Origin of the sequence: Cognatilysobacter segetis (assembly GCF_004359965.1) — a bacterium.
Lineage (GTDB): Bacteria > Pseudomonadota > Gammaproteobacteria > Xanthomonadales > Xanthomonadaceae > Cognatilysobacter > Cognatilysobacter segetis.
Window position 1 is genome coordinate 1 of record NZ_SMRQ01000030.1, and the last position, 22,434, is coordinate 22,434.

The window sequence follows — 22,434 nt, forward strand, 5'->3', positions numbered from 1 at the left end:
CCCGCGGCGGTGGCCGTCGTCGCGTTCCCGCCCGCGGCCGGCGTCGCGCCGGCGGGCGTCGCCACCGGCGGCTGTCCGAGACCGACGCTCAGGCCCTCGCCCGGCACGCCGGCCACCGATTGCGGTGGCGGCGGCGGCGCCGGCAGGGTGACGTCGTTGGAGCGCAGCAGCAGTACCTCGCGGCCGCGATCGAGCTGCGCGGCCGGGCGCAGGTCGCCCTCCAGGAACGCGCGGCTCTGGTCGGGGCGCAGCGCGACGATCCGCCCGACCGGGAACCCCGGCGGGAAGCGGCCGCCGAGGCCCGACGTCACCACCACGTCGCCGACCTTGATGTCGCTCGACAGCGGGATGTTCGCCAGCGCGAGCTGGTCGCCGCGCCCGGTGCCGTAGGCGACGAGCCGCACGCCGTTGCGCGCGATGGCGACCGGCACGGCGTGGTCGGGATCGGTGATCAGCAGCACGTCCGAATGCAGCGGGCCCACGCGCGTCACCTGGCCGAGCAGGCCGCGCGCATCGATCACGCTCTGCCCCTCGCGCACCCCGTCGCGCGCGCCCGCGTCCAGCACGAGGCGCTGGTGCGTGGGGTCGAGGTCGACGTCGAGAATCGGCGCGAGCTGCACGTCCAGGCCGCCGCGCTGCGCGGCGTCGAGCAGTGCGCGCAGGCGCGAGTTGTCGGCGATGACGGTCGACAGCCGCGCGATGCGCGCCTGCGACACCAGCAGCTCGCGGCGCAGCGCCTGGTTGCGGCGCGCGAGCTGCGCGACGGTGGCGACGTTGTCGACCGTGGTGTCGGCGAGGCGGCCCGGCAGGCCGGCGACCGCGCGCACCGGCTCAGCGGCGATGCCGACGTTCTGGCGCAGCGTGTGCATCCAGCCGCCGCGGTGATCGAGCACGGCGAGCGTCACCGCGGCCGCGAGATAGGCGAGCAGGCGCAGCGTGCCTGCGGCGTCGCCGAGTCGGGCGGGGGCGGACGAGGGAGGCACGTGCGGACGGGGAGCCGGTGTCGGAATGGACGGACGCGATCCGCGGGCGGTTCAGGGCCGCCCAGGCGGGACGCGCGCGTCGATCGCGATCGCGGCGTCCCGGGCGTGTCGTCAGTCGGGCGCGAAGAACTCGTTGCCGTGCATGTCGACCAGCTCGAGCGCACGGCCACCGCCGCGCGCGACGCAGGTCAGCGGATCGTCCGCCACCTGCACGTGCAGGCCGGTCTCCTCGCTGATCAGGCGGTCGAGGTCGCGCAGCAGCGCGCCGCCGCCGGTGAGCACGATGCCGCGTTCGGCGACGTCGGCGCACAGCTCGGGCGGGGTCTGCTCGAGCGCGAGGCGGATCGCCGCGACGATGCCGGCCAGCGGCTCGCGCAGCGCTTCGAGCACCTCGTTGCTGCTCACGGTGATCATCTTCGGCACGCCCTCGGCGAGGTTGCGGCCGGAGACTTCCATCGTGCGCACTTCCTGCTGCGGATACGCGCAGCCGATGGTGAGCTTGATGCGCTCGGCGGTGGCTTCGCCGATCAGCGTGCCGTAGTGGCGGCGCACGTAGTTGATGATCGCCTCGTCGAAGCGGTCGCCGCCGATGCGCACCGACTGCGAATACACCACGCCGTTGAGCGCGATGACCGCGACCTCGGTAGTGCCGCCGCCGATGTCGACCACCATCGAGCCGCGCGCCTCGGTCACCGGCATGCCGGCGCCGATCGCGGCCGCCATCGGTTCCTCGATGAGATACACCTCGCGCGCGCCGGCCTCCTCGGCCGATTCCTTGATCGCGCGACGCTCGACCTGCGTCGAGCCGCAGGGCACGCAGACCAGCACGCGCGGGCTCGGGCGCAGGAACCGCGACTTGTGCACCTTGCGGATGAAGTGCTTGAGCATCTCCTCCGTGTACGTGAAGTCGGCGATGACGCCGTCCTTCATCGGGCGGATCGTGGTGATGTGGCCCGGGGTGCGACCGAGCATCTGCTTGGCCTCGGCGCCGACGGCCGCGACGGTGCGGTTGCTGCCGACCATGCGGTCCTGGCGGACGGCCACGACCGAGGGCTCGTTCAGGACGATGCCCTGCCCGCGCACATAGATGAGGGTATTGGCCGTGCCCAGGTCGATGGACAGGTCGTTGGAGAAAATGCCGCGAAACTTCTTCAACATCGGGGGAATGGGCCGGAAAGTGTGGCGCGGGGGCGCGGGCGCCTGTACGGGCGCGAGGGTCGCCAGCCTAGCAACGGGGTCCCGGGGGAGCAAGGAATCACGGGCCCTTCACGACGGTTTCTGCCGCACCGGGTCACACAGCGGCCGGCGGATCGCCCCGCGGACGCCCTGACGTCTGGCCCGGGCGGGAGCCAGCCGCTACCCTACGCGGCCGCGCCGCGCCCGGCGGCCACCTGGGGAAGTACTCGATGTCTGCCTTGATCTGCGGCTCGCTGGCCTACGACACCATCATGGTGTTCCCGGACCAGTTCAAGAACCACATCCTGCCGGACAAGGTGCACATCCTGAACGTGTCCTTCCTCGTGCCGAGGATGCGCCGCGAGTTCGGCGGCTGCGCGGGCAACATCGCCTACAACCTCAACCTGATCGGCGGCGACGCGATTCCGATGGCCACGGTCGGCCAGGATTTCGGCCCGTATCGGGCGCACTTCGAGAAGTGCGGCATCCGCCTCGACCAGGTGCGCGTGATCGAGGACATGTTCACGCCGCAGGCGTTCATCACCACCGACCTGGACAACAACCAGATCACCGCGTTCCACCCGGGCGCGATGAGCCGCTCGCACGACAACCACGTGCGCGACGTCGAGGGCGTCACGTTCGGCATCGTGGCGCCGGACGGCTACGAAGGCATGCTGCAGAACGCGCAGGAATTCCACGACTGCGGCATTCCCTTCATCTTCGATCCCGGCCAGGCGATGCCGCTGTTCAACGGCGACGAGTTCCGCCACTTCATCGAGCTGGCCGACTACGTCGTGGTCAACGACTACGAGTCGAACCTGCTGCAGGAACGCACGGGCTGGGACGAGAAGACGATCGCCTCGAAGGTGCGCGCCTACATCACCCCGCGCGGCCCGCGCGGTTCGCAGATCCATATCGACGGCCAGTGCCACGAAGTGCCGCCGGCGCGCGAGCGCGACATCGTCGACCCGACCGGCTGCGGCGACGCCTTCCGCGCCGGCCTGATCCTCGGCCTGATGCGCGGCTACGACCTGCCCACGTGCGGCCGCATGGGCTCGCTGATGGGCGCGCTGAAGGTCGGCCATCCGGGCACGCAGAACCAGCGCTTCACCTACGACGAGTTCGCCGCGGAATACCGCGACCAGTTCGGCCACGCGCTGGGCTGATGCCGCGCGGTCGCGCGCGGCTCAGCCGACGCGCGACCAGTCCGGCTGCGGCAGCGCCTCGAGCTGCGGCCGCGCGAAGTAATACCCCTGGAACAGGCGCACGCCGGCGGCGCGCAGCCAGCCGTATTCGCCTTCGGTCTCGACGCCCTCGGCGACCACGTCCGAACCCAGCTCGCGCGCGATCTGCAATGCGCCGCCGACCACGGCCTGCCGCGCGCGGTGGTGATCGATGCCGCGCACCAGCTCCATGTCGAGCTTGAGCACCTGCGGCTGGAACTGCACGACCAGTTGCAGGCCCGCGAAGCCCGCGCCGAAATCGTCCACGGCGGTGACGAACCCGCGCCGCTGGTAGTACGCGAGGATCGACAGCGCGTGCTGCGGGTCGGCGATGCGCTCGCTCTCGGTGAGCTCGAACATCAGCGACTCCACCGGCATGCCCACCTTGTCGGCCGCCGCGAGCGTGAGCCGGATGCAGCTCGCCGGCTCGTACACCGCGTTGGGGATGAAGTTGATCGACAGCTTCGCGCCGCCCAGGCCGAGCCGCGCGGCGGTGTCGATGGCGAGCACGCGGCAGGTCTGGTCGAAGCGGTAGAGCGTCTCGGGCGTCATGCGCTCGAGTACCCAGCCGGCGGGCTGGCCGTCGGGGCCGCGCACGAGCGCCTCGTAGGCGAACACCTCGCATCGCGCGACGTCGACGATCGGCTGGTAGGCCATGCGCAGGCGGATATCCAGCGACGCGTCGACGTCCCGGCAGCGCAGGCAGCCCTGGTGCGCGGCGTCGCCCTTGAAGAAGTCCTCAAGGTACACGCGGGTTACCAGCCCGGCATCCGCGACGCGTCCAGCCCACCGACCTCGAACACGACGGTCTGCGTCCGGGCGCCCTTGAGCGGAAGGTCGATGGCCAGCGTCTTCGCCTTGCGCACCGTGCGCCAGAGCCCCCGCTCGTCCTCGATGAACATCGCGATGGCCTCGTCGGTCCTGGGCCGGCTGCCGGCCATGCTGCGCGGCTTGCCGTCGACCTTCATCTTGAGCGCGCAGCCGCCGTAGCAGTCGAAGTCGCCGTTCTCGAGCACGAGGTAGCTGCTGCGGCCCCATTCGGGATGGTCGCGGAAGATCAGCCGCACGCGCGAGCGTCCGGCGCCGGTGTCGACGTCGTCCTTCGAATAGATCGACGTGCTGAGCTGCCGACCCTTGCCGACCGGATCGCTCTGGTAGGACCACAGGCCCTGCAGTCGCGCGGCTTCGGCCTGCTCGCCGGCCTGCGCCTTCGCCTCGGCGCAGCGCGCGGCGTAGCGCGCCACCAGCGGGCTCTTCGGATAGCGGTAGGCCAGGACCTCGCACTGCGAGCGCGCGAGCGTCCAGTTCCTGTTCGAGAGCTGCGTCTCCAGTTCGCCGGCCAGCGCATCGGCGGCCGCGGCGTCCTGCGCCGCCTTCGCCTTGGCCTCGGCCTGCGGATCCGGTGCGGGGCCGCAGGCGGCCACGCCGAGCATCAACAGCGGTAGGACGGCTCGGGACAGGCGCATCGTGCGGGCTCCATCGGCGACGGCGGTCGACGATACCAGCCCCGCGCGCAGCGACGCGTCAGTGCGCGGCGCGAACCCGGGCGAGCGCCGCGCGGAACCACGGCCCGCTCTGCACGGCCGCGGCGCCCGGGCACTGCACGAGGTACGGGCGACCGCTCATCGAACTCTTGGTCGCAGCGAGTTCGATGAAGTCCTCGCTGCGCGCGATCGCGTCGCGGCGCAGCAGCCAGTCGTACTTGCGCTGCAGGTGCTCGCGGGCCTTGTGGGCGTCGTACCAGGTGCCGTTGCGCGCGAAGCGGCAGCCCGAATGCTCGAGCGCGGCGAACAGGCCGGCGATCTCGCGCTGCGTGGCCGGCGGCGGCGCGGCCGTCGCGGCGAACGAGGCGGCGAGCAACAACGATGCGAGCAATCGACGACGCATGACGACCCCTGGCACACCGGCGCGGTCCGGCGAGTTCACGCTACGACGCGTTCGCTGAACCCGCCTGCGACGAGGCCGCCGGGGGTGAGCCGGCGGCCTCGAGGTTTACCGCGGGAGCGCAGCGCTTACTGCGTCTTGCCGGCCTTCGCGTCGGCGATGACCTGCTCCACCGAACCCGACGTGATCGGGTGGTAGCCGGGCTTGGCCTTCGCGTAGATCTGCTCGGCCAGCTGCAGGCCCTGCGGCGTCTTCACCAGCTCGCCGTAGGTCGGCATGATCAGCTTGCGGCGGCCGACGCGCGCCAGGAACTCGGCGATCGCCTCGTTGGCCTGCGTGTAGCCGCTGCGCACCGCGAGCGGGTACCAGCGCTGCGCGATCTCGCCGTTGGGCGTGCCGGTGAAGTGGAAGACCCCGTCGAGCGCGGCGAGCTGCTCGGGCTTCATCACCGGCGGCAGGCCTTCGATGAAGTGCACGTACTCGTAGGTGGTCCACTTCGACGTGGTCGCGGCGTCCGGCAGCGTGCCGGCGTCGAGGTAGGCCTTGCGCACGGCGTCGACGGCGTCGAAGCGCGCGCTGGTCACCTGCGGCGCCGTGGCCGGGATGCCCGGCTCGTGCAGCCACGCGTCGAACTCGGCCTGCGTCACCTTGCCCGGGTACTTGTCGAGCAGGTTGGCCTTCGCGTACTCGGCGAACTGCTCGGTGGTGATCGACTGGAAGGCGAAGTGGTCGAAGTAGCCGCGAAGGAAGGCGTCGAACGCCTCGCGGCCGAAGCGCGTCTCGAGGAATTCGGCGAACCACGCACCCTTCGTGTAGACCGTGCCGGTGAGGTTCTCGTCCGGATCCTTCAGCACGCCTTCCTTGACGGCCAGCGGCTGCAGGTCCTTGTTGGCGTCGGTGAATTCCTGCTTCAGCTCGTTGCGCCCGACGATCTTCTCCATGTCCGCGCGCTCGCGGCCGTAGAGATCCTCGACGATGCGCATCTCGACGTAGCTGGTGATGCCCTCGTTGAGCCAGGCATCACGCGATCGCGCGAACGTGACGAGGTTGCCGGACCAGCTGTGCGCCAGCTCGTGCGCGATCAGCGAGACCAGCGAGCGGTCGCCGGTGATCGCGGTGGGCGTGGCGAAGGTGATGCGCGGGTTCTCCATGCCGCCGTACGGGAACGACGGCGGCAGCACGAGGATGTCGTAGCGGCCCCAGCGGTACGGGCCGTACAGCTTCTCGGCCGTCTCCATCATCTTCTCGGTGTCGGCGAATTCGCTCGCCGCCTTCGGCGCCATCGCGGGCTCGGCCCACACGCCCGAACGCGGGCCGGTCGGCTTGAACACGAGGTCGCCCGCGGCGATCGCAAGCAGGTAGGACGGGATCGCCTGCGGCATCTTGAACGTGTAGTCGCCGTCGCGGACCGCCTTCGGGTCGTTGTCGGCGCTCATCAGCACCATCACGTCCTTCGGCGCGGTGACGTGCGCGGTATAGGTGAAGCGCACCATCGTCGTGTCCTGCAGCGGCACCCACGAGCGCGCGTGGATCTGCTGGGACTGGCTGAACATGAAGGGCGTCTTCTTGCCCTGCGTCATCTCGGGCGTCAGCCACTGAAGGCCCGACGCGTTCGGCGACGTGTGGTAGGTGATGCGGATCCGCTTGTTGCGCTCGGGCGCCGCGATGGTGAGCTGCGTGCCGAGGATCTTGTCGGGCGTCGGCGACAGCACGTAGGTCAGGTCGCGCCAGTTGCCGTCGGCGCGCTCGCCCACCACCTTGTCGATGGTGATGTCGCGCGTGTCGAGCACCAGCTTGCCCCACTTGGGGTCGAGCCAGTCGAGCGTATAGGTGGCGCTGCCGGCGAGCTGCTTCTTGTCGAAGTCGACGTTCAGCTCGAGCGCGAGGTCCTTGGTCCGCACCTTGTCCGGCTCGGCGAAGGAATGCTCGTCGAGGCGGTGCGTCGCGGTCGCGGCGGGCGCCGGTGCCTTCGCGGTGCCGTCGGCCGGCGGCGTGGGTTCGCGCCTGCAGCCGGCGGCGGCCAGCAACGCGAGGGCGAGCAGGGAAACGGTGAGCAGGGGAAGGGTTCGCATGGTCCGGGCCCATCGGGAGACCGGCCGAGTGTACTTCTTGCCACCGTGACCGCCGGCACGCGGACTTCCGGCACGGGTGGCTGCGTTGGCGTTCGGTCATCCTCGCGCCGCGTTCCCCACCGCGCCGCGATCCGCCGCATGTGCCATCAGCCATGCGCGCGGAACCTAAACCCCGGCGTCCCGCACCGCATCCGACCTGCATGCCTTCCCACCACGACGACCCGATGACCCCGATCCGCACCGCCCTCGCGCTCGCCACCCTCGCCTTCGTGTTCCCGGCCGCGGCGCAGGAGGTCACGCGCATCCCCCATCTGGACGGCGAGATCGTCATCGACGGCGTGCTTGACGACGCGGCCTGGTCGCAGGCGACCCCGGTCGAGCTGAACTACGAGATCTCGCCGGGCGACAACGTGGCGCCGCCGGTGCGCACCACCATGCGCATCGCCAGCACGCGCGACGCGCTGTACCTGTCGTTCCACGCGCAGGACCCCGATCCGTCGAAGATCCGCGCCCACCTCACTGATCGCGACGGCGCGTACCGCGACGAGTTCGTCGGCGTGATGCTCGACACGTTCGACGACCACCGTCGCAACTACGAGTTCTTCGTCAACCCGTTCGGCGTGCAGATGGACCTCATCCGCGAGGAAGCCACCGGCAACGAAGACGACTCGTGGGACGGGCTGTGGACCAGCGCGGGCCGCGTCACCGCCGACGGCTACGACGTCGAGATCCGCATTCCGTTCTCGACGCTGCGCTTCCGCGACACCGAGGGCGCGAAGCGCTGGGGCGTGATCGGCTTCCGCAGTTATCCGCGCAACGTGCGCCACCAGATCGCCAACGTCGTGGTGCCGCGCGGCGGCAACTGCCTGATGTGCCAGGCGGCCAAGTTCGAGGGCATGGAAGGCGTGCAGCAGGGCCGCAACATCGAGGTCGTGCCGACGTTGACGATGACGAACGCGCAGACGCGCGACCGCGCCGACGGCGACTGGCACGGCGACGGCGTGCAGATCGAGCCGGGTGTCGACGTGTCCTGGGCGCCGTCCCCCAACCTGACGCTCAACGCCACGATCAACCCGGACTTCTCGCAGGTCGAATCCGACCAGGCGCAGCTCGACCTCACCACCAACTTCGCGCTGTATTTCCCCGAGAAGCGCCCGTTCTTCATGGAGGGCGCGGACTACTTCAACACGCCGTTCCAGGTGCTCTACACGCGCCAGATCGCCGACCCCGACTACGGACTGCGCGTCACCGGCCGCACGGGCAGCGGCGCGTACGGCGCGTTCGTCGCGCGCGACGCGATCACCCAGCTGCTCGTGCCGGGCGTGCTAGGCTCGGGCTTCGAGATCCTCGAGCAGCCGGCCGACGTGCTGGTCGCGCGCTACCGGCACGACCTCAACGCCAGCACCAGCATCGGCCTGGTCACCACCGCGCGCCACGGCGACGACTACCGCAACGACGTCGCGGGCGTCGACGGGCGCTGGCAGCACGGCAGCCACACCGTCGTGGCGCAGCTGCTGCGCAGCGATTCGCAGTACCCGCTGCAGCTCGGCTTCGACGATGCCGCGCCCACCGGCAACGCCTGGCGCGCCGCGTACGACTACGAAACGCGCAACTGGTTCGCCTCGACCTGGCACGAGCAGGTCGACCCGGGCTTCCGCGCCGACCTCGGCTTCATCGGCCAGGTGGGCTACGACAAGTCGCTGGTCGGCGGCGGCTACAACTGGTTCTTCGACAAGGGCTCGAAGATCAACCGCGTGCAGCTCTACACCGACTACGACATCACGCACCGCTTCGACGGCCAGCTGCTCGAGCGCGAGCTCGAGGCGCGCCTGCAGGCCAACGGCCCGATGCAGAGCACGGTCGGCATCCAGGGCATGACCCGCGATCGCTTCTGGAACGGCCGCCTGTTCGGCGAGAGCTACGTCAACCTGTTCGCCAACGCCACGCCGCGTTCGGGCATGCAGATCGGCGGCAACTTCCGCTTCGGCCCGCAGATCGACCTGGCCGCCTCGCGTCGCGGGCAGGGTCGCTTCTTCGACATCTACGGCAACTTCTCGATCGGCCTCGGCCTGAGCTTCAACGTCGACCTGTTCCAGCAGAGCCTGCGTCGGGACGGCGGCACCGCGTTCGAGGCCACCGTGCTCGACACGCGCCTGGCCTGGCAGCTCGACCCGCGCCAGCGCCTGCGCCTGACCGTACAGGCCAGCAACGTCGACAAGGACCCGGCGCTGTACGCGCATCCGGTCAATCGCCATGCCCGCGACGTGGGCGCGCAGCTGGTCTACTCGTACAAGGTCAACCCGCGCACGGCGGTCTACGCGGGCGGCGCGCTCGGCGGCTTCCTCGACGACGAGCACCGCGACCTGTTCGCGAGCAACCGCGGTGTGTTCGTCAAGCTCAGCTACGGCTGGCAGCCCTGACACGCGCGGGCCGGCACGGCCCCTCCCGCATACGACAACGGCGCCCTCGGGCGCCGTTGTCGTTCACGCAGCCGAGGGCGCGCGGCCCATCGCCGGCGTCAGGCCTTGTAGCCCGTGTGGATCGCGACGATGCCGGCCGACAGGTTGCGATACGACGTACGCACGAAGCCGGCCGCATCCATCATCGCCTGCAGCTCGCGCTGGGGCGGATGCTTGCGGATGCTTTCGGCGAGGTAGCGATAGCTGCCCTCGTCGCCCGCGATCATCGAGCCGAGCTTGGGCAGCACGTTGAACGAGTGGAAGTCGTAGAGCGGGCGGAACCAGTCGGCCGTGACCTGCGAGAACTCGAGCACGCGCGCCTGCCCGCCCGGCCGCAGCACGCGCAGCATCTCGCGCAGCGCCGCGTCCTTGTCGGTGACGTTGCGCAGGCCGAACGCGATCGTGACGAGGTCAAAGCGCGCGTCGGGGAACGGCAGCGCCTGCGCATTGCACTGCACCCAGTCGAGGCCACGGACCAGGCCGCGGTCGGTCAGCCGGTCGCGGCCGACGCGCAGCATGTCGCCGTTGATGTCGCCGACGACCACCTCGCCCGCCTCGCCCACGCGGTCCTTCAGCAGCACGGCGATGTCGCCGGTGCCGCCGGCGAGGTCGAGCACGCGGTCGCCGCGCTTGGCCTGCGCGGTGGCCACGAAGTAGCGCTTCCACACGCGGTGGATGCCGAACGACATCAGGTCGTTCATGACGTCGTACTTCTGCGCGACCGACGAGAACACCTCGCCGACGAGCTTCTGCTTCTCGCCGACGGGGACGTCGCGATAGCCGAAATGGGTGGTGCCGGGACGCGGGTCTTCGCTCATGGGCCGATTATCGCACCCGGCGCCGCGGCTCACGTCCCGACGCTGAAATCGTTCTCGCATTCGGCGCAGCCCAGCCGCTCGAGCGCCATGGACATCGCCAGCGTGTAACCCTGCGCGGCGTAGCCGTCGACCACCGCCACACGCGGCCCCGCGCCCGCGGCGACCCGCGGCGACGCCGCGTCGTGGCCGTCGCCGCGGACCTCGATGTAGGGCACGTCCAGCGACGCCAGCGTGCGCGCGCGGCGCGGGTCGGCGGTCCGCTCGCCGGGGTCGAACAGGATGATGTCGGCCTGGCCGCGGTCGATGCGGGCGAGCCGCTCGAGCAGCTGGGCCTCGTCCTCGCAGCGTATATGCACCAGCTCCTGCCCGGCACGGGCGGCGCGCTCGGCCAGCGTGGCGCGCACCCCGCCGGCCTCGGCGGCGCCCACCGCGCCGGGTGCCTCGATCATCACGATCGCCATCGATTGCGAACTCCTTCGAGGCGGCTTCGTCGCGGTCGCGTCGATCACGTCCGCCTCGTACACCGAGACGTTAGGCAGCGCGATGTCGACGCAGCATCCAGCCACGCGCGTGGCGGCGCGTCGATTCACGAATGCGACAGCTGCAACCTGTCCGGTTCAGCCCGGGCCGACCGGTTTGGTCACCATCAGCGCGAAGATCGCGATCACGGCGAGGAACGCGGGCCAGCCCAGCACGAACCACCAGCGCATGGTGCGCATGTACGCCGGTGGCAACGGCTCGCCCGCATCGGCCGCGATGCGCGCGAGGTCGCGCGCGCGGATCTGCAGCCAGACCACCGGCAGCCAGCACGCGCCGACCAGCACGAACAGCACCACCGCGGCGCCGATCCAGAACGTCGAGTAGGGCGCGCCCATCGCATGCACCATCCACGCGCCGGTGGCGAACTGCACGACCACCGCGGGCGCGGTGAAGATCGAATCGGCGATGACCACCACGCGCGCGGTCCGCGCGATGTGGCGCGCGTCGCCGGTCAGGTGCGCCATCCACATGAAGAACGCGATCCCGAGCCCGGTGCCGAGCAGCAGGGTCGAGGAGAGGATGTGGATCCACTTGATCCAGAGGTAGTCCATGGCGCGCTCCGGTTTGCGTGAATGCTCGCATGCCCGCGCTGACGTCGCCGCCACGCGGACGCGACGACCCTAGCGGCAGGAGGACCCCATGCCCCACCACCGATTGGAAGGCGCCGAGGCGCTCTCGCTGACCAAGGCCGCCGACACGCTGATCGAGGAATGCCGCATGGTGCTGCCCGGCGTGCAGGCGCTGTTCGGGTTCCAGCTCATCGCGGTCTTCAGCGAGCGCTTCGACACCGCGCTGACGGCGAGCGAGAAGCTGCTGCACCTGGGCTCGATCGTGCTGGTCGGCCTGGCGATCGCGCTGATCATGACGCCGGCGGCCTATCACCGGGTCACCTCGCCGGATCGCGTCTCGGCGCACTTCATCCGCCTGTCCACGCGCCTGCTGATGGCCGGGATGCCCATCCTGATGGTCGCGCTGACGATGGATGCCTACCTCGTCGGCCGGCTCATCGGCGGCAGCACCGCCGCGGCGGCGACCGCCGCGGTGCTGCTGGCCGCGTTCGCGGCGTTGTGGATCGCATTGCCGGTGGCGAGCCGCCTGCTGCGGCTCGATCCGTCCTCGCGCGACGCCTGACGCCGCGTCAGAGGATGTAGCGCGACAGGTCCGGGTCCTTGACCAGTTCGCCGAGGTGCGCGTCGACGTAGGTGCGATCGATCTCGACCGCCTGGCCGTCGCGGTCGGGCGCCTCGAAGCTCAGCGAATCGAGCAGGCGCTCGAGCACCGTGTGCAGGCGGCGCGCGCCGATGTTCTCCTGCCGCTCGTTGACGATCGCCGCGAGCTCGGCGAGGCGCTCCACCGCGTCCGCGGTGAAGCGCAGGTCCACGCCTTCCGTGCGCATCAGCTCGATGTACTGGTAGGTGAGCGAGGCGCGCGGCTCGGTGAGGATCTTCACGAAGTCGTCCTTGCTCAGCGACGAGAGCTCCACGCGGATCGGGAAACGGCCCTGCAGCTCGGGGATGAGGTCGCTCGGCTTGGCGAGGTGGAACGCGCCCGAAGCGATGAACAGGATGTGGTCGGTCTTGATCGAGCCGTACTTCGTGCTCACCGTGGAGCCTTCGACCAGCGGCAGAAGGTCGCGCTGCACGCCCTCGCGCGAGACGTCGCCGCCGGTGATGCCCGACTCGCCGCGCTTGGCGATCTTGTCGATCTCGTCGATGAAGACGATGCCGTGCTGCTCGCAGGCTTCCACCGCGGCTTCGCGCACATCGTCCTCGTTGACCAGGCGACCGGCCTCCTCCTCCATCAGCAACGTGCGCGCCGCGGCGATGCTCATGCCGCGGCGGTGCGTCTTGCTGCCCGCCACCTGCGAGAACATCTGGCGCAGTTGCTGGCCCATTTCCTCCATGCCGGGCGGCGCCATGATGTCGACGCCGACGTTCACGGCGCTCTCGATCTCGACCTCGCGCTCGTCCAGCGCGCCGCTACGCAGCTGCTTGCGCAGCTTGCCGCGCGTGGCCTCGTACTGGCGCTCCTCCTCGGCCTCGTCGTCGTGCGCCTGCGTGTCCTCGAAGCCGAACACCGGGCCCTTCTCGCGGCGCGGCAGCAGCACGTCGAGGATGCGTTCCTCGGCACGTTCCTCGGCCTGCGCGCGCACCTTCTTCTTGGCCTGCTCGCGGTACATCTTGACCGCGGTGTCGGCGAGGTCGCGCACGATCTGCTCGACGTCCTTGCCGACGTAGCCGACCTCGGTGAAGCGCGTGGCCTCCACCTTCACGAACGGCGCGTTGGCCAGCGTGGCCAGGCGCCGCGCGATCTCGGTCTTGCCGACGCCGGTCGGACCGATCATCAGGATGTTCTTCGGCATCACCTCGTTGCGCAGCTCCGGCTCGAGCTGCATGCGGCGCCAGCGGTTGCGCAGCGCGATGGCGACGGCGCGCTTTGCGTCGTGCTGGCCGACGATGTAGCGGTCGAGCTCCTGCACGATCTCGCGCGGGGTCATGGTGGCGCTGGTGGTATCGGGTTTCAGGGGCATGGGGCTCGATTCGATGGGAGGCGCCCGCGCGGTGCGCGGCGCGAACGGCGGTCGCGGCGGTCAGGCCAGCTCTTCGACCACCAGGTTGCGGTTGGTGTAGATGCAGACATCGCCGGCGATGTTCAGCGCCTCCGTCACGACCGTGCGGGCATCGAGCGTCGTATGCGACATCAGCGCGCGTGCGGCCGACAGCGCATACGGGCCGCCGGAGCCGATCGCCACGATGCCGTCCTCGGGCTCGATCACGTCGCCGGTGCCGGAGATGATCAGCGAGGTCTCGCGGTCGGCCACGCACAGCAGCGCCTCGAGCTTTCCGAGGCGGCGCTCGGTGCGCCAGTCCTTGGCCATCTCGACCGCGGCGCGCGTGAGTTGGCCGTGCTTCTCGAGCTTGGATTCGAACAGCTCGAACAGGGTGAACGCGTCGGCCGCGGCGCCGGCGAAACCGGCCAGCACCTGGCCGTCGCGGCCGAGGCGGCGCACCTTGCGCGCGTTCGCCTTCATCACCGTGTGGCCGAGCGTGACCTGGCCGTCGCCACCGACGGCGACGCGGCCGTCGCGACGCACCGACAGGATCGTGGTCGCATGGAAGACGTGAGGGTTGCGGCTGGGGTCCATCGGATCTCCATGGGGCCGGCGGCGCCGGCGCGGGCGGCCGCTCGCGGCCGTCCGATGGAGGTGAGGGTGGCGGCGCGCGCGTTCAAGGCGCGCGAGGACGCGGAAGCGGCACAGCGGTCGCGTCAGCCCCGGCGCGCGTGGCCGCGGCGTGGCCGCGTGCATGCCGCACCGCGCGAGCGTCAGTCCCCGGCGGCGTCCGGCGCGCGCGTGCGCCGCGCGCGCGGATGCGCCGCGTCGTAGACCTTGGCGAGGTGCTGGTAGTCGAGATGCGTGTAGATCTGCGTGGTCGACAGGTCGGCATGGCCGAGCAGCTCCTGCACGCCGCGCAGGTCGCCGGACGATTCGAGGATGTGGCTCGCGAACGAGTGCCGCAGCATGTGCGGATGCACCTGCTTGAACAGGCCCTGCCGCTCGGCGAGCTGGCGCACGCGCAGCTGCACCGCGCGTGGCGTGATCGGCGCGCCGCCGCGGCCGGGGAATACCGGGTCCTCGTGCTTCGCGCCCGTCGACGCACGCCACTCGCCCAGCACGGCGCGTGCATGCGAGCCGATCGGCACCACGCGTTCGCGCCGGCCCTTGCCATGCACGGTCACCAGGCCGTCGTCGAGGTCGACCTGCGCCCAGCGCAGGCCGCAGAGTTCCGACAGGCGCAGGCCGGAGGAATAGAACAGCTCGAGCACCGCGCGGTCGCGCAGGCCCAGCGGCGCGTCGACCGGCGTTTCGACCAGCGTCTTCGCCTCGTCCGGATCGAGCACCTTGGGCAGCTTGCGCGGCGCCTTCGGCGCGCGCAGGCCGGCGACCGGATTGGCCGCGACACGCCCGTGGCGCAGCATCCAGCCGTAGAAGCTGCGGCAGGCCGACAGGCGTCGCTGCAGCGTCTTCGGCGCGCAACCGCGGCGGTGCTCGTCGGCGATGAAGGCGCGCAGCTGCGCGCCGTCGAGCGCGTCGATCGCGGTGTCGCGCGGCGCCGCCCACGCGGCCAGCGCGGCGAGGTCGCGGCGGTAGGCGTCGAGCGTGTGCGCCGACACCTGCCGCTCGCCGGACAGGTGCGCGAGGAAGGCCTCGACGGACGCCGGCACCACCGCCGGCGCGGGCGTGGCGTCAGTCGACATACCTCGTCAACGCGGCGCCGAAGGCCTCGCCCATCATGCGCAGGAACAGCGTGCCCATGCCGGGGTAGAAGCGGTTGGGATCGCGGCTGCCGACCGCGACCATGGCCAGCCCCTGCGCGGAGAACAGCGCGGTGGACTGCACGTCGTCGACGTGGTCGCCGAAGAGCACGTCCTGCTTGGCCGGCTGCAGGCGCCCGCACAGCGGCTCGTCGCCGGCGAGGAAATCGGCGAACGCCTTGAAGCGCAGGTCGCCGGGGCCGATCACGTCGAGCCAGTCGCTGGGCTCCACGCCCGCGATCGGCCGCAGCAGCACGATGCGTACGACGTCGCCGTTGAAGTCCTCGGCGAGCGACGCGGCCATCGCGGTGAGCGTGTCGGCCGCGTTCGTCTGCCGCATCAGGCCGAGCGTCAGCTGGTGGATGCGCACCGACAGCCGCTCGTTCTCCTGCGCATTCGCGAACAGCTCGTGCAGGCGGCGCGTGAGTTCGCGGTTCTTCTCGCGCAGCACCTCGAGCTGGTAGCTCGCCAGCGACGCGGCCGGGCCGGTTTCGCGCGGCACCACCAGCGAGCCGGCCAGGTCCGGGAACTGGCGCAGGAACTCGGGATGGCGGCGCAGCCAGGCGGCGATCTCGTGCGCGCCCAGCTTGTCGGTGTCGGTCATGCGATCCACTCTCCTTCGAAGACGAATGCGGCCGGGCCGGTCATCGCGACGGTTGCCGCGTCGTCGGGCCAGTCGATGTGCAGCGTGCCGCCGGGCAGTGCGACGTCGACGCCGCGCTCGACCCAGCCGTCGCGCATCGCCACCACCGCGGCCGCGCAGGCGCCACTGCCGCAGGCGAGCGTCTCGCCGACGCCGCGCTCGTACACGCGCAGGCGCAGGTGGCCGCGGTCGACGACCTCGACGAAGCCGACGTTGACCGAATCGGGGAACGCGGCGTCGCGCTGCAGCGCGGGACCGAGGCGCTCGACCTCGGCGGCCGCGATGTCGTCGACGCGGATGACGGCGTGCGGGTTGCCCATCGACACGGCGGAGAACGCGATGGCGTCGCCGTCCACCGCGAGCCGGCAATCGTCGGCGTGCGTGAACCCGGCGAGGGGGATGCGCGCGGGCTCGAAGTCCGGACGGCCCATATCGAGCCGCACGCGGCCGTCGGCGGTGAATTCGACGGCATGGCGCCCGGCGGGGCTTTCAACGTCGAAGCGATCCGGCAGCGCCGACCCGCGCGCATCCGCATCGCGCCGCAGCCAGGCCGCGACGCAGCGCGCGCCGTTGCCGCACTGGCCGGCGCGACTACCGTCGGCATTGAAGATGCCGTAGCGCGCCACGACGCCGGCGGTGGGCGTCGCCTCGATCGTCAGGATCTGGTCGCAGCCGACGCCCGTGTGGCGGTCGGCGAGCGCACGGCAGAGCGCCGGCGACGGCGCCTCGCGGCCGTCGCGCAGGTCGAGCACGACGAAGTCGTTGCCCGCGCCGTGCATCTTGGAAAAACGCATCGCGGCTTACGGGTGCGGCGGCGCGCTCGGTGGCGTCGCGGCATCGCCCGCCTCGCTGGCATCGCCCTGCGGCGGCGTGCTGTTCTGCTGGTCGTTGAGCGTCTCCGGCGTCGGCGTGGCCGGCGGCGGCGACTCGACCGGCGGCGCCTGCTCCGGCGGCGGCGCGGTGGGCAGCACGAGCGGGCCCTTGTTGCCGCAGGCGGCGAGACCGAGGGACAGGAGGACGACGGCGAGGAGGCGTGGCTTCATGCGGCGAGTGTAGCCTGCGTCAGCGCGGCTCCGGTCGACGCCAGAGCCAGATCGCGACGACGGCCATGCAGCTGATGCCGAGGCCCGCCATCCACGGCTTCGGCGCCGTCAGCAGCATGATCGCGCCGGCCACGGCCATCGACAGCGTCGCCAGGCGCTTGGCGCGGCGGCTGACGGCGCCCTGCGCCTGCCAGTCCCGGATCATCGGGCCGAAGCGCGCGTCGGCCAGCAGGCGCGCATGCAGCCGCTGCGAGCCGCGCGCGGCGGCGAACGCGGCGAGCAGCACGAAGGGCACGGTCGGCAGGCCGGGAACGACGATGCCCACCAGCCCGAGCCCCAGTGCCGCATACGCCAGCAGCCACCAGGCCCAGCGGAACCGCACGGCGCGCGGCTCCGGCATCGTCACGGCGCGAGCGGACCGGGCCCCGCGTGAGGCACCGCGGGCGCCGCGGTGCGTCCACACCCGGCGAGCCGCGCGGGCCCATGGCCGTCGACGGGAACCGGCCGCGAGGAGCGCGAAGGGCTCGTCACTTCGCGGGCGACATCGCGTCGGCGACGCCCAGGCGGTCGAGCGCGAAGGCGTACATCTCGGCGAGCTCGCGGTAGCGCCGGAAGCGGCCCGACTTGCCACCGTGGCCGGCGTCCATGTTGGTCCGGAACAGGACGGGGTTGCCCGAGGTGTCCAGGTCGCGCAGGCGCGCGACGTACTTGGCCGGTTCCCAGTACTGCACCTGCGAATCCCACAGGCCGGTGCCGACGAACATCGCCGGGTACGCCTGCCTCGACAGGTTGTCGTACGGCGAGTACGACAGCATGTAGTCGTAGAAGTCCTTCTTCTCGGGGTTGCCCCACTCGTCGTATTCGTTGGTGGTGAGCGGGATGGTCGGGTCGAGCATCGTCGTCACCACGTCCACGAACGGCACCTGCGACAGGATCAGGCGGTATTTCTGCGGTGCCATGTTGCTGATCGCGCCCATCAGCAGGCCGCCGGCGCTGCCGCCGTAGGCCGCGACGCGATCCTTCGACGCGTAGCCCTCCTTCACGAGGAAGTCGGTGACGTCGATGAAATCGGTGAACGTGTTCTTCTTGTTGAACAGCTTGCCGTTCTCGTACCAGGCGCGGCCCATCTCCTCGCCGCCGCGGATGTGCGCGATGGCGTACACCATGCCGCGGTCGAGCAGGCTGACCACGGGCAGGTTGAACGCCGGATCCATCGTCGCGCCGTAGCTGCCGTAGCCGTACTGCAGCAGCGCGGCCTGGCCGTTCTTCTCGAAGCCCTTGCGATAGACCACCGACACCGGGATCTTCGTGCCGTCGCGCGCGGTGGCCCAGAGGCGCTCGGTCTCGTAACGGGACGGGTCGTAGCCGATCACCGGCTGCTGCTTGAGCAGCACGCGCTCGCCGCTGCGCTGGTTCACCTGGTAGGTGGTGGCCGGCGTGGTGAGCGAAGTGTAGGTGTAGCGCAGCCAGTCGGTCTCCGGCTCGGCATTGGTCGCCAGGCCCATGCTGTAGGCCGGCTCGTCCGCCTTGACGAAGGTCTGCGTGCCGTCCTTCTTCAGCACGCGCAGGCGCTCCAGGCCGTTCGCACGCTCGGCGATCACGTCGAAGTCGCGGAACAGCTCGAACCCGTCGATGAAGACGTCCGGGTCGTGCGCGACCCACGCCTGCCACTCCTTGCGCGACCGCGCCCCGGTTGGCGCCGTCATCACCTTGAAGTTCTTGGCGCCGTCGGCGTTGGTGCGGATTACCCAGCGGCCGTCGTAGTGGTCCGCCGTGTATTCGACGTCGCGCTGGCGCGGCGCGAACACGAAGAACGCGGCGGGATCGGCGGCCGGCGCGCAGCGCATCTCGTCCGACACGGTGCTGCTCATCGAGATGCAGATGAAGCGGTCGTCGCGCGTGCGGTCCAGCCCCATGTAGAAGCTGTCGTCCTTCTCCTCGTACACGACCGCGTCCTGCGCGACCGGCGTGCCCAGCACGTGCTTCTTCACCCGGCGCGTGAGCAGGGTCTCCGGGTCGTTCTCGATGTAGAAGACGGTGCGGTTGTCGTCGGCCCAGACGATGTCGGGCGATACGCCCTCGATCGCCTCCGGGTACACCTCGCCCGTCTCGAGGTTGCGGAAGCGGATGACGTACTGGCGACGTCCCACCGCGTCGTCGGCGTACGCGAGCAGCCGGTTGTCCTGGCTGACCTCGTACGTGCCGACGCTGTAGTAGTCGAGCCCGGCCGCGAGCGTGTTGACGTCGAGCAGCACCTGCTCGCCCGCGAAATCGCCCGCGTCGTTCGCGCGCTGGATCGCCATCGCGTCGACGCCCGCGCCGTCGCGGCGGCGTGCGTGCACGGGGTAGTCCTTGCCGGCCTCGAAGCGGGAGTAGTACCACCAGCCGCGATGGCGGAAGGGCACCGAGCTGTCGTCCTGCTTGATGCGGCCCACAATCTCGTCGTACAGGCGATCCTCCACCGGCTTGAGCGGCGCCATGTACGCATCGACGTAGGCGTTCTCGGCATTGAGGTACGCCAGCATCTCGGGGTTCTTGCGGCTGTCGTCGCGCAGCCAGTAGTACTCGTCGGCGCGCTCGGCGCCGTGCGGTGCCCGCACGACGTGCGGCTTGCGCGCGACGTCGGGCGGGGTCGGGAGCGGGGCGGCGGGCGAGGTCGTGGTCATGAGCGCGGCGATCAGAAGCGTCAGGAAGGAGCGCATTGTGCGGGCACCGTCGGCAAGGCGAAGGCAAGGCCGCCCGCGGGCGGCCGGGGCGGGTCGTGGGCACGACGCTCAGCGACCGCCGAGCGTCTTCCACAGGAACGTGAAGGCGAGCGCGCTCATGTGCGCGGCCTGCGCATTGTTCGCCGACCCGCCGTGGCCGCCCTCGATGTTCTCGTAGTAGCGCACGTCCTTGCCGGCGGCGAGCATCTTCGCCGCCATCTTGCGGGCGTGGCCCGGGTGCACGCGGTCGTCGCGCGTGGAGGTCATGAAGAGCGTTGGCGGGTAGGTCTTGGCCGGATCGAACAGGTGGTACGGCGAGAAGCGCTGGATGAAGTCCCAGTCGGCCGTGTCCGGATCGCCGTACTCGGCCATCCACGACGCACCGGCCAGCAGGTGGCTGTAGCGCTTCATGTCGAGCAGCGGCACCTGCACCACGACCGCGCCGAACAACTCCGGGTACTGCGTGAGCATGTTGCCCATCAGCAGGCCGCCGTTGCTGCCGCCCTGGATGCCGAGGTGCTTCGGGGACGTGATCCTGCGCGCGACGAGGTCCTGCGCCACCGCGGCGAAGTCCTCGTAGGCCTTGTGGCGATTGGCCTTGAGCGCGGCCTGGTGCCAGCGCGGCCCGTACTCGCCGCCGCCGCGGATGTTGGCGACGACGTACACGCCGCCCTGCTCCAGCCAGCCCTTGCCGACGCCGCCGGAATAGCCGGGCAGCATGGAGATCTCGAAGCCGCCGTAGCCGTAGAGCAGCGTCGGCGCGGTGCCGTCGTGCTTCAGGTCCTTGGGATGGACGATGAAGTACGGCACCTTGGTGCCGTCCTTGCTCGTCGCGAAGTGCTGCTCGATCACGTGCTTCGACGCGTCGAAGAACGTCGGCATCGTCTTCAGCACTTCGGGCGCCTTGCCGAGGGTCGCCAGCGACAGCGTGGTCGGCGTGAGGTAATCGGTCGCCGTCAGCCACACCGCGTCGGACTCGTCCGGATCGACGGCGTCCACCGACAGCGTGCCGAACGACGGCGCGCCGGTGAACGCAGCGCGCGTCCATCCGTTCGCGCCGGGCGTCAGCACGCTCAGGCGGTTCCTGACGTCCTGCAGCACGTTGAGCACGAGGTGATGACGCGTCCACGTCGCGCCGGCGAGCGAACTGTGCTCGTCCGGCTCGAACAGCACGTCGAACTCGCGCTTGCCGGCCATGAAGTCGTCGAACTTCGTGGCCAGCAGGCTGCCGGCCTTGTAGGTCTTGCCACCGGCGGCATAGGGCTCACGCAGTTCGAGCGTGAGCCACTCGCGGTGGACGCCCTTTTCGGCCGAATCCGGCGCGTCGATGCGCACCGGGGTGCCGCGCGCGTCGCGCACGTAGACCGCGGTATCGCGACTGTCGAGGTAGTGCAGGATCAGGTCGCGCTGGAAGCCCGGCGTCTGGTCGCGCCACGCGTGGATGCCGTAGCCCGCGTTGTCCGCCGGCCCTTCGAACACGGTGGTCGCCGCGGCCATCGGCGTGCCGCGCTTCCACTCCTTGGCCAGGCGCGCATAACCGGCCTTGTTGCGCGACTCGGGGCCGTAGTCGGTGACGACATAGACGGTGTCGGGATCGATCCAGGTCAGCCGGCCCTTGGCCTCGGGGCGATCGAAGCCGCCCGGGACCCAGGTCTTGGTGACGAGGTCGAACTCGCGGGTGACGTCGGCATCGGAGCCGCCGGGCGAGAGCGCGATCAGGCAGCGGCGATAGTCCGGCCTGAGGCAGTCCGCGCCATGCCATACCCATTGCGCGCCTTCGGACGCGTTCAACGCATCGAGATCGAGCACCGTCTCCCACTGCGGGTTCGGCTTGCGGTACTCGTCGAGCGTCGTGCGGCGCCACAGGCCGCGCGCATGCTGCGCGTCCTTCCAGAAGTTGTAGTAGTGGTCGCCGATCTTCTCGACCGTCGGAATCTTCGCGTCGGAATCGAGGATCGCGCGGATCTCGCCCTCGAGCGCCTTGAACTGCGGGGTCGCGGCGAGCTCGGCCTCGGTCTTCGCATTGTGCTCGCGGACCCAGGCGAGCGCACGGTCGCCGGTGACGTCTTCGAGCCACGGATACGGATCGGTTGTCTGCACGGCGGTCTCCTGCGCGCCTACGGCGCCCGAGGTGGCCAGCACGGCAGCGAACAGCAGTCCGGAAGTGCGCAGGGTCATCGCGTGGGGCGCCTGGAAAAGGGAAGCCCCGACGCTAGCACAGCCGCCGAGCGCGACTCAGGCGGCGCGGCGCGCGTCCCGGCGGCGTGCGGGGCGTGCGGAGCGGCGGGCCTGCGGCAACGCACGACGCACGCCCCGAAGCGCCGCGCCATCGGCGCCGGCGTCGGCGTCGGCGCGCCGATACGGCAGCGCGAAGCCGTGCAGCGCCCACCACGACAGCGCGGGCATCGCGACCAGCCACATCGGCAGCCAGCCGACCGGCGACATCCCGCGCGCGCCGGGCAGCAGTGCGACCAGCACCAGGCCGATGGCCGACGCGGTGCACAGGATCTCGTCGAGGATGGACACCGCGGTAGGGGCTTTGGTCGACATGTCGGCAGGCCGTAAGGTGACGGG

22 protein-coding genes are annotated in these 22,434 nt (G+C 70.6%); 3 read left to right on the forward strand and 19 right to left on the reverse strand.

What is annotated here, in order from left to right:
• Window positions 1-983, reverse strand: a 983-nt coding sequence (gene mreC / locus E4F61_RS08205; protein WP_133479191.1) for a rod shape-determining protein MreC, incomplete at its 3' end; no start/stop codon positions are given.
• A 111-nt stretch (window positions 984-1,094) separates the two neighbouring features.
• Window positions 1,095-2,141 carry a rod shape-determining protein gene (locus E4F61_RS08210; protein WP_133479192.1) on the reverse strand — a complete coding sequence of 349 codons (1,047 nt, stop codon included), beginning with the start codon at window positions 2,139-2,141 and terminating at the stop codon, window positions 1,095-1,097.
• A gap of 248 nt (window positions 2,142-2,389) precedes the next feature.
• On the opposite strand from E4F61_RS08210, the gene E4F61_RS08215 reads away from it, so the two are divergent.
• A complete protein-coding gene (locus E4F61_RS08215) occupies window positions 2,390-3,325 on the forward strand; it encodes a carbohydrate kinase family protein (RefSeq protein ID WP_133479193.1) in 936 nt (311 codons plus the stop codon).
• Window positions 3,326-3,346: 21 nt separating this feature from the next.
• Here the strand turns inward: E4F61_RS08215 and E4F61_RS08220 are convergent, their stop codons facing one another.
• The 4 genes from E4F61_RS08220 to E4F61_RS08235 all read right to left on the reverse strand — a co-directional run bounded on the left by E4F61_RS08220 (window position 3,347) and on the right by E4F61_RS08235 (window position 7,338).
• Window positions 3,347-4,039, reverse strand: a complete 693-nt coding sequence (locus tag E4F61_RS08220; RefSeq protein ID WP_133479218.1) for an EAL domain-containing protein — start codon at window positions 4,037-4,039, stop codon at window positions 3,347-3,349.
• A gap of 98 nt (window positions 4,040-4,137) precedes the next feature.
• Window positions 4,138-4,848 carry a hypothetical protein gene (locus E4F61_RS08225; protein ID WP_133479194.1) on the reverse strand — a complete coding sequence of 237 codons (711 nt, stop codon included), beginning with the start codon at window positions 4,846-4,848 and terminating at the stop codon, window positions 4,138-4,140.
• Between the two features lie 58 nt (window positions 4,849-4,906).
• On the reverse strand, window positions 4,907-5,269 hold the full coding sequence (locus E4F61_RS08230) for a DUF5329 family protein (protein WP_133479195.1): 363 nt from the start codon (window positions 5,267-5,269) through the stop codon (window positions 4,907-4,909).
• Window positions 5,270-5,394: 125 nt separating this feature from the next.
• Complete coding sequence (locus E4F61_RS08235; protein ID WP_133479196.1) at window positions 5,395-7,338, reverse strand: M1 family metallopeptidase; 1,944 nt, start codon at window positions 7,336-7,338, stop codon at window positions 5,395-5,397.
• Window positions 7,339-7,562: 224 nt separating this feature from the next.
• Here E4F61_RS08235 and E4F61_RS08240 point away from each other — a divergent pair, with 224 nt between their 5' ends.
• A complete protein-coding gene (locus tag E4F61_RS08240; protein WP_162301453.1) occupies window positions 7,563-9,758 on the forward strand; it encodes a carbohydrate binding family 9 domain-containing protein in 2,196 nt (731 codons plus the stop codon).
• A gap of 98 nt (window positions 9,759-9,856) precedes the next feature.
• On the opposite strand, the gene ubiE is transcribed toward E4F61_RS08240, so the two are convergent.
• From ubiE to E4F61_RS08255, 3 genes are read right to left on the reverse strand one after another with little or no spacing between them, the layout of a single operon-like run.
• Window positions 9,857-10,615 carry a bifunctional demethylmenaquinone methyltransferase/2-methoxy-6-polyprenyl-1,4-benzoquinol methylase UbiE gene (gene ubiE, locus E4F61_RS08245; protein WP_133479198.1) on the reverse strand — a complete coding sequence of 253 codons (759 nt, stop codon included), beginning with the start codon at window positions 10,613-10,615 and terminating at the stop codon, window positions 9,857-9,859.
• A 29-nt stretch (window positions 10,616-10,644) separates the two neighbouring features.
• Window positions 10,645-11,205, reverse strand: a complete 561-nt coding sequence (locus E4F61_RS08250) for a hypothetical protein (protein ID WP_133479199.1) — start codon at window positions 11,203-11,205, stop codon at window positions 10,645-10,647.
• A gap of 27 nt (window positions 11,206-11,232) precedes the next feature.
• Window positions 11,233-11,706 carry a DUF2269 family protein gene (locus E4F61_RS08255; RefSeq protein WP_133479200.1) on the reverse strand — a complete coding sequence of 158 codons (474 nt, stop codon included), beginning with the start codon at window positions 11,704-11,706 and terminating at the stop codon, window positions 11,233-11,235.
• A gap of 88 nt (window positions 11,707-11,794) precedes the next feature.
• On the opposite strand from E4F61_RS08255, the gene E4F61_RS08260 reads away from it, so the two are divergent.
• Window positions 11,795-12,286 carry a DUF6328 family protein gene (locus E4F61_RS08260; RefSeq protein ID WP_133479201.1) on the forward strand — a complete coding sequence of 164 codons (492 nt, stop codon included), beginning with the start codon at window positions 11,795-11,797 and terminating at the stop codon, window positions 12,284-12,286.
• A gap of 7 nt (window positions 12,287-12,293) precedes the next feature.
• Here E4F61_RS08260 and hslU read toward each other — a convergent pair whose 3' ends face one another.
• The 10 genes from hslU to E4F61_RS08310 form a co-directional block, all read right to left on the reverse strand.
• Window positions 12,294-13,685, reverse strand: coding sequence for an ATP-dependent protease ATPase subunit HslU (hslU, locus tag E4F61_RS08265; RefSeq protein ID WP_133479202.1), 1,392 nt, complete (start codon window positions 13,683-13,685; stop codon window positions 12,294-12,296).
• Between the two features lie 60 nt (window positions 13,686-13,745).
• On the reverse strand, window positions 13,746-14,300 hold the full coding sequence (hslV, locus tag E4F61_RS08270; RefSeq protein ID WP_133479203.1) for an ATP-dependent protease subunit HslV: 555 nt from the start codon (window positions 14,298-14,300) through the stop codon (window positions 13,746-13,748).
• Between the two features lie 179 nt (window positions 14,301-14,479).
• On the reverse strand, window positions 14,480-15,412 hold the full coding sequence (xerC, locus tag E4F61_RS08275; protein ID WP_133479204.1) for a tyrosine recombinase XerC: 933 nt from the start codon (window positions 15,410-15,412) through the stop codon (window positions 14,480-14,482).
• A complete protein-coding gene (locus E4F61_RS08280) occupies window positions 15,402-16,073 on the reverse strand; it encodes a DUF484 family protein (protein WP_133479205.1) in 672 nt (223 codons plus the stop codon). The genes xerC and E4F61_RS08280 overlap by 11 nt, the downstream gene beginning before the upstream one ends.
• A complete protein-coding gene (dapF, locus tag E4F61_RS08285; protein ID WP_238382857.1) occupies window positions 16,070-16,906 on the reverse strand; it encodes a diaminopimelate epimerase in 837 nt (278 codons plus the stop codon). Before dapF ends, E4F61_RS08280 begins: the two co-directional genes overlap by 4 nt.
• 6 nt (window positions 16,907-16,912) lie before the next feature.
• The gene (lptM, locus tag E4F61_RS08290; RefSeq protein WP_133479206.1) at window positions 16,913-17,155 is read right to left on the reverse strand and encodes an LPS translocon maturation chaperone LptM; all 243 of its coding nucleotides are present in this window, start codon (window positions 17,153-17,155) and stop codon (window positions 16,913-16,915) included.
• Window positions 17,156-17,174: 19 nt separating this feature from the next.
• Window positions 17,175-17,555 (reverse strand): YbaN family protein, encoded by a 381-nt coding sequence (locus E4F61_RS08295; RefSeq protein WP_133479207.1) that lies wholly within the window; start codon window positions 17,553-17,555, stop codon window positions 17,175-17,177.
• Window positions 17,556-17,682: 127 nt separating this feature from the next.
• Entirely contained in the window at window positions 17,683-19,857 is a 2,175-nt protein-coding gene (locus E4F61_RS08300; RefSeq protein ID WP_133479208.1) for a S9 family peptidase, read from the reverse strand.
• A 72-nt stretch (window positions 19,858-19,929) separates the two neighbouring features.
• Window positions 19,930-22,038: a prolyl oligopeptidase family serine peptidase gene (locus E4F61_RS08305; protein WP_133479209.1), complete on the reverse strand. Its 2,109-nt coding sequence runs from the start codon at window positions 22,036-22,038 to the stop codon at window positions 19,930-19,932.
• Between the two features lie 57 nt (window positions 22,039-22,095).
• Window positions 22,096-22,410, reverse strand: coding sequence for a hypothetical protein (locus E4F61_RS08310; protein WP_133479210.1), 315 nt, complete (start codon window positions 22,408-22,410; stop codon window positions 22,096-22,098).
• Window positions 22,411-22,434 lie beyond the last annotated feature (24 nt).

Bases quoted from the DNA above. Each gene is read 5' to 3' on its own strand.
- lptM (WP_133479206.1), bottom strand. From the start codon at position 17,155: ATGAAGCCACGCCTCCTCGCCGTCGTCCTCCTGTCCCTCGGTCTCGCC.
- hslU (WP_133479202.1), bottom strand. From the start codon at position 13,685: ATGCCCCTGAAACCCGATACCACCAGCGCCACCATGACCCCGCGCGAG.
- E4F61_RS08310 (WP_133479210.1), bottom strand. From the start codon at position 22,410: ATGTCGACCAAAGCCCCTACCGCGGTGTCCATCCTCGACGAGATCCTG.
- xerC (WP_133479204.1), bottom strand. From the start codon at position 15,412: ATGTCGACTGACGCCACGCCCGCGCCGGCGGTGGTGCCGGCGTCCGTC.
- E4F61_RS08230 (WP_133479195.1), bottom strand. From the start codon at position 5,269: ATGCGTCGTCGATTGCTCGCATCGTTGTTGCTCGCCGCCTCGTTCGCC.
- E4F61_RS08305 (WP_133479209.1), bottom strand. From the start codon at position 22,038: ATGACCCTGCGCACTTCCGGACTGCTGTTCGCTGCCGTGCTGGCCACC.
- E4F61_RS08255 (WP_133479200.1), bottom strand. From the start codon at position 11,706: ATGGACTACCTCTGGATCAAGTGGATCCACATCCTCTCCTCGACCCTG.
- E4F61_RS08300 (WP_133479208.1), bottom strand. From the start codon at position 19,857: ATGCGCTCCTTCCTGACGCTTCTGATCGCCGCGCTCATGACCACGACC.
- E4F61_RS08215 (WP_133479193.1), top strand. From the start codon at position 2,390: ATGTCTGCCTTGATCTGCGGCTCGCTGGCCTACGACACCATCATGGTG.
- E4F61_RS08235 (WP_133479196.1), bottom strand. From the start codon at position 7,338: ATGCGAACCCTTCCCCTGCTCACCGTTTCCCTGCTCGCCCTCGCGTTG.
- E4F61_RS08280 (WP_133479205.1), bottom strand. From the start codon at position 16,073: ATGACCGACACCGACAAGCTGGGCGCGCACGAGATCGCCGCCTGGCTG.
- E4F61_RS08220 (WP_133479218.1), bottom strand. From the start codon at position 4,039: ATGGCCTACCAGCCGATCGTCGACGTCGCGCGATGCGAGGTGTTCGCC.
- hslV (WP_133479203.1), bottom strand. From the start codon at position 14,300: ATGGACCCCAGCCGCAACCCTCACGTCTTCCATGCGACCACGATCCTG.
- E4F61_RS08240 (WP_162301453.1), top strand. From the start codon at position 7,563: ATGACCCCGATCCGCACCGCCCTCGCGCTCGCCACCCTCGCCTTCGTG.
- dapF (WP_238382857.1), bottom strand. From the start codon at position 16,906: ATGCGTTTTTCCAAGATGCACGGCGCGGGCAACGACTTCGTCGTGCTC.
- E4F61_RS08260 (WP_133479201.1), top strand. From the start codon at position 11,795: ATGCCCCACCACCGATTGGAAGGCGCCGAGGCGCTCTCGCTGACCAAG.
- ubiE (WP_133479198.1), bottom strand. From the start codon at position 10,615: ATGAGCGAAGACCCGCGTCCCGGCACCACCCATTTCGGCTATCGCGAC.
- E4F61_RS08225 (WP_133479194.1), bottom strand. From the start codon at position 4,848: ATGCGCCTGTCCCGAGCCGTCCTACCGCTGTTGATGCTCGGCGTGGCC.
- E4F61_RS08210 (WP_133479192.1), bottom strand. From the start codon at position 2,141: ATGTTGAAGAAGTTTCGCGGCATTTTCTCCAACGACCTGTCCATCGAC.
- E4F61_RS08295 (WP_133479207.1), bottom strand. From the start codon at position 17,555: ATGCCGGAGCCGCGCGCCGTGCGGTTCCGCTGGGCCTGGTGGCTGCTG.